The sequence below is a fragment of the Pseudomonas sp. MDV22-iso1 genome (assembly GCF_058145095.1).
In genome coordinates this window covers 1-2,627 of record NZ_JBYVMF010000060.1, presented here as the reverse complement: position 1 = coordinate 2,627, position 2,627 = coordinate 1, and the positions used below count along the sequence as shown (strand labels likewise).

General features: G+C 63.4%; 1 protein-coding gene. It reads right to left on the bottom strand.

Going from position 1 to position 2,627, the window contains the following annotated elements:
• Positions 1 to 2,627: aminomethyl-transferring glycine dehydrogenase (gene gcvP, locus AC3ZVB_RS29225; protein WP_490148506.1), on the bottom strand; the 2,627-nt coding region annotated here is incomplete at both ends.

Genomic DNA, 2,627 nt, shown 5'->3' with positions numbered 1-2,627 from the left:
CGGATACACCGCCTGTTCACGGCTATACGGATGCGACCACTCGCCCACCAGCTCCGCCGCAGTGTGCGGGGCGTTTTTCAGCGGGTTGTCGTCCTTGTCCAGCGTGCCGTTTTCCACCGCACGAATCTCTTCGCGGATGCGGATCATGGCGTCGCAGAAGCGGTCCAGTTCTTCTTTGGATTCGCTTTCGGTCGGTTCGATCATCAACGTGCCGGCCACCGGGAACGACATGGTGGGCGCGTGGAAACCGAAGTCGATCAGGCGCTTGGCCACGTCATCAACGCTGATGCCGCTGCTGTCTTTCAAGGGGCGCAGGTCGAGGATGCATTCGTGTGCCACCAGGCCGTTGCTGCCGGTGTACAGCACGGGGTAGTGCTCTTCGAGACGACGGGAAATGTAGTTGGCATTCAGGATCGCCAGTTGCGAAGCGCGCTTGAGGCCGGCGCCGCCCATCATGCGAATGTACATCCAGGTGATCGGCAAAATGCTTGCGCTGCCGAACGGTGCCGCGCAGACCGCGCCTTCCTTGCGTTCCATGTGGGCGTGGCCCGGCAGGAACGGAGTCAGGTGCGCTTTCACGCCAATCGGGCCGACGCCCGGGCCGCCACCACCGTGGGGAATGCAGAAGGTTTTGTGCAGGTTCAAGTGGGACACGTCGCCGCCGAACTTGCCCGGTGCACACAGGCCAACCATCGCGTTCATGTTGGCGCCGTCGATGTACACCTGGCCACCGTGGTCGTGAATGATCCCGCAGATTTCGCGGATGCCCTCTTCGAACACACCGTGGGTCGACGGGTAGGTGATCATCAGCGCGGCGAGGTGTTCGCGGTGCTCGATCGCCTTGGCGCGCAAGTCTTCGATGTCGACGTTGCCGCGGGCATCGCAGGCGGTCACGACCACGCGCATGCCGGCCATATTGGCGGTGGCCGGGTTGGTGCCGTGGGCGGACGACGGGATCAGGCAGATGTCGCGACGGTCTTCGCCACGGCTCTGGTGGTACGCACGGATGGCCAGCAGGCCAGCGTACTCACCCTGGGAACCGGCGTTCGGTTGCAGCGAGATCGAGTCGTAACCGGTGGCGGCGCAGAGCATCGCTTCCAGTTCGTCGGTCAACTGCTGGTAGCCGGCGCTTTGCTCGGCCGGGGCGAACGGGTGCAGCGCACCGAATTCAGCCCAGGTGACCGGGATCATTTCGCTGGCAGCGTTGAGTTTCATGGTGCACGAACCCAGCGGGATCATGGTGCGATCCAGGGCCAGGTCCTTGTCGGCCAGCTTGCGCAGGTAGCGCATCAGCTCGGTTTCGGAGTGATAACGGTTGAACACCGGGTGGCTGAGGATTGGCGACTGGCGAACCAGCGAGGCCGGGATCGTGCTGACGATCGACGCGGTGAGGGCGGCGAAGTCTGGCAGCGCCTTGCCGTCGGCCAGCAGGCTCCACAGGGTTTCAACGTCGGCTTGCGAAGTGGTTTCGTCGAGGGACAGGCCCAGACGTTCGCCATCGACGACGCGCAGGTTGATTTTCTGCGCGTGCGCTTTGTCGTGCAGCTTGGCAGTGTTGGCGCCGGTGTTGATCGTCAGCGTATCGAAGAAGCTGTCCTGTTCAACGCGCAGACCCAAAGCCTTCAAACCCTTGGCCAGAATCGCGGTCAGGTGATGAATGCGCTGGGCAATCTGCGTCAGGCCCTTGGGACCGTGGTACACGGCGTACATGCTGGCGATGTTGGCCAGCAGCACTTGCGCGGTGCAGATGTTCGACGTGGCTTTCTCGCGGCGGATATGTTGCTCGCGGGTCTGCATCGCCAGGCGCAAGGCCGGCTTGCCGAAACGGTCCACCGAGACGCCCACCAGACGGCCCGGCATGTCGCGCTTGAACGCATCTTTAGTCGAAAAGAACGCGGCGTGCGGGCCACCGAAACCCAGCGGCACGCCGAAGCGTTGCGCGCTGCCGATGGCGACGTCAGCACCGAACTCGCCCGGCGGGGTCAGCACCGTCAGCGCCAACAAGTCAGCCGCGACCGCCACCAGTGCGTTGGCAGCGTGGAAACGCTCGGTCAGTTCGCGGTAGTCGAACAGGTCGCCGTTGCTCGCCGGATACTGCAGCAGGGCGCCGAAGAAGGCGCTGACGTCGCTCAGCTCGCGCTCGTCGCCCACCACGACGTCGATGCCCAATGGCTCGGCGCGGGTACGTAATACATCCAGGGTTTGCGGGTGGCAATGCACGGACGCAAAGAACGCGTGGCTGCCTTTGTTCTTGCTCAGGCGCTTGCAGAAGGTCATGGCTTCGGCAGCCGCGGTGGCTTCATCCAGCAGCGAAGCGTTGGCAATCGGCAGGCCGGTCAGGTCGCTGATCAGGGTCTGGAAGTTCAGCAGGGCTTCGAGGCGGCCCTGGGAAATTTCCGGCTGGTACGGGGTGTAGGCGGTGTACCAGGCCGGGTTTTCCAACAGGTTGCGCAGGATCGGCGACGGCGTGTGCGTGCCGTAGTAACCCTGGCCGATATAGGTTTTGAACAGCTGGTTCTTGGCCGCGATACCTTTGATCAACGCCAGGGCGTCGGCTTCGCTCAAACCGTCGTCCATGCCCAGGACGCTGGTGCCTTTGATGCTTTCCGGAATGACGCTGGCGCTCA